Below are 2539 nucleotides of genomic sequence, written 5' to 3' on the forward strand. Positions count from 1 at the left end.
GTATGCGGTCTTTTAACGACGCCCCTCAGAGGTTGAGGGCGGCAGGCATTCTCCAAGGCATGAGATCGGCGTAGTCGTCGGCGGTTGCAGCGAGCGGCAACCTGGTGAACAGCCAAACCAGATAGCGATACGGCTCGACGCCGTTCGCCTTGCACGTCTCGACGAGGGAGTACAGGTTGGCACTGGCCTGCGCGCCGGCAACGGTATCGGAGAACAGCCAGCCCTTGCGGCCGACGACGAACGGCCTTATCGCGTTCTCGCACAGGTTGTTCGAGATCGGCCAGTTGCCGTTACCGACGTAGCGGACCAGCTTGGGCCACTGTCCGCTCATGTACTGCAATGCCTTGCCGAGCAGACTCGACGGCACGACGCCCGGCAGATGCTCGACCAGCATGCGCTCGATGATGGCGAGCACGCGGGCGCTGTACCGGGCGCGCAGCCGTTGCCGACGTTCAGACTTCCACTTCGCGCTGCGCGCCTCGGCCGCGAACAGCTTGCCGATCAGCACGACGAAGCGCGTGGCCAGCAGATCCGGTGAGCGTGCCGCCTTCGGCACCGACTCCTCGGCCTTGATGAAGCCGCGGCGCACGTGTGCCCAGCACCCGAGATGTACGAGCTGGTGATCGTGGGCGATGCCGTTGTAGAGCTCGTACCCGTCAGTCATCAGCACGGTGCCAGGCTGCACGCCGGCATAGAGCTTCTGCGCATGCTGGGCGCCGCGCCCCGGCGAGTACGAGAACATCCGTACTGGTGGCCCCGAGCCGTTGACCTGCGCCCATAGGTAACTCTTCGCCTGCGGCCTGCGTGCTGGCTCCTTCAGCACCTGGAACGTTGTCTCGTCGCCGTAGATCAGGTTCGATTCGAGCAGCGCGTCGCGCATCAGATTGATCACCGGTTGCGTGGCGAGCCCCACCCGGACCACGCTGGCCGCCAGCGTGTTCGACGAGATGTCGCCGCCGAAGCGACGCAGCAGCGTGGCCTGGCGATACAGCGGCATACCATACTGGTACTTGCCAGTGATGATCCACGCCAGCGCGGATTCCGTGAGCAGCCCGCGCGGAATGATGCGCGCCGGCGCTGGCGTGACCTTGATGCCGAGGTCGCAGCACGGGCACGCGTACTTGACCCGCTGGTGCTGAACGACGCGCACCTGCTCGGGAATCACGTCGAGCTGCTCGCTCGTCTCGACGCCGATCTCCACGAGGGCATGGCCGTCGTGCGCGCAGAACCGTTCGGACTCGGGTAGTTCGTGCCGCACGACCTCGCGTGGCAGGTTCGGATCGAGCGGTTTGCGCCCACGCTTGCCGCGCGTGTGGGCGGCGACCGATGTGCCGGGCACGTCCTCGCGCGCGGGCGCATCGGTAGTGATGGCCAATGCTTCAGCTTCGTTGAACAGGCCGAGCTGATCGGCATGGCGCGCCTCGCTCGATGCGCCGAACAGTTCGTGCTTGTAGGCTCGCAGCTTCTCTTCGGCCAGATCGCGCTGGGCCGTCACGAGTCGAAGCTCGCCACGAAGCGCATCGCGTTCGGCGCTCGCGGCAATCAGCGCCTCGTACTCCTCGGCGCTCAACATGACGGGATTGTTCGGCATGGCCGATTAGACTATGCCACCCGCGTGGTGTTCAGCTCATCCGCGCGTAATATCGCTGGGGATGCTTCTGGATCACGGCCAGGTCGATGCCGTCGAGCAGCCAGTGCAACTGCTCGGCGCTGAGCGTGATCGTGTCGCCTCCGTTCGGCCAGACGAAGCGGTCGGCTTCGAGTCGCTTGAGCAGCAACCAGAAGCCGTTGCCGCCCCAGCCGAGAATCTTGATACGATCGCGACGGCGGTTGCCGAACACGAACAGCGCCGAGGTCATTGGGTTCAGGCGCATCGCCTGTTCGACCAGGATCGACAGCCCGTTGATGCCCATGCGGAAGTCGACCGGATCGCGATGAAGGTAGACCTTCAACCCTTCGTCGAACCGGAACACGGCAGCCTCCCGAGCATCTGGATCACCGTGGCCAGCTCATCGACGCTCGCCTCGCCAAGATCAAATTCGACACCATTCGACAGGCGCACATGTAACGAGAGCGCCATCAACGACGTGTCCGGTGGCAGTACAGGGGAAACGGCGGGCACTGTCGATGGCGCGGTGACGACAGGGACAAATGCCTGCGCTTCACTCACCGGAACACGACGCGCCGAACCCGGGATGTCGATCGATACGCCGTCTATCACCAGCGGGTCCGGTCTAGTTGGCGTTTGCAGCGTATGCTGCTGATAGCGCGAGATCCAGCGACGCAACTGGTTCGGGTTGACGTCGTGATCCATGGCCATTCGGGCAATCGACACGCCCGGCTTCAGGCAAAGCTCGACCAGCTCTTGGACGGCAGCCTCATCAAATTCCCGCCGGCCATCCCGTCGGCGGCCGACCACCAGTCTGCTTCGAAGGTCCTGTTTCTCTGTCATCACGGTCTGAATGCATGTGTCCACGCGGACACTTAGCTTCTGACCTTCTGCCTACCATTGGTAGGGCGTCGTTTATTGACGGCTTAC

Annotated in this window: 3 protein-coding genes; all 3 read right to left on the minus strand. The window is 63.8% G+C overall.

Translation table 11 applies throughout. The annotated features are described in order from the left end of the window. Nucleotides 1–25: 25 nt before the first annotated feature. Genes C7H84_RS35095 through C7H84_RS35105 form a run of 3 tightly spaced genes read right to left on the minus strand, consistent with a single transcriptional unit; the run spans nt 26 to nt 2452 of the window. A complete protein-coding gene (locus C7H84_RS35095) occupies nt 26–1591 on the minus strand; it encodes an IS66 family transposase (protein ID WP_121863077.1) in 1566 nt (521 codons plus the stop codon). A 31-nt stretch (nt 1592–1622) separates the two neighbouring features. Continuing rightward, the gene (gene tnpB / locus C7H84_RS35100) at nt 1623–1973 is read right to left on the minus strand and encodes an IS66 family insertion sequence element accessory protein TnpB (protein WP_011885804.1); all 351 of its coding nucleotides are present in this window, start codon (nt 1971–1973) and stop codon (nt 1623–1625) included. Further along, the gene (locus C7H84_RS35105) at nt 1949–2452 is read right to left on the minus strand and encodes a transposase (RefSeq protein WP_121863078.1); all 504 of its coding nucleotides are present in this window, start codon (nt 2450–2452) and stop codon (nt 1949–1951) included. Before C7H84_RS35105 ends, tnpB begins: the two co-directional genes overlap by 25 nt. Nucleotides 2453–2539: the final 87 nt, after the last annotated feature.

This window comes from Burkholderia sp. Nafp2/4-1b (assembly GCF_003635165.1).
In the GTDB taxonomy this organism is placed as follows: Bacteria; Pseudomonadota; Gammaproteobacteria; order Burkholderiales; family Burkholderiaceae; genus Burkholderia.

What these genes read in the sequence shown, in the direction of transcription:
- C7H84_RS35105 (WP_121863078.1), bottom strand. Translation starts at nt 2,452, where the DNA reads ATGACAGAGAAACAGGACCTTCGAAGCAGACTGGTGGTCGGCCGCCGA.
- C7H84_RS35095 (WP_121863077.1), bottom strand. Translation starts at nt 1,591, where the DNA reads ATGCCGAACAATCCCGTCATGTTGAGCGCCGAGGAGTACGAGGCGCTG.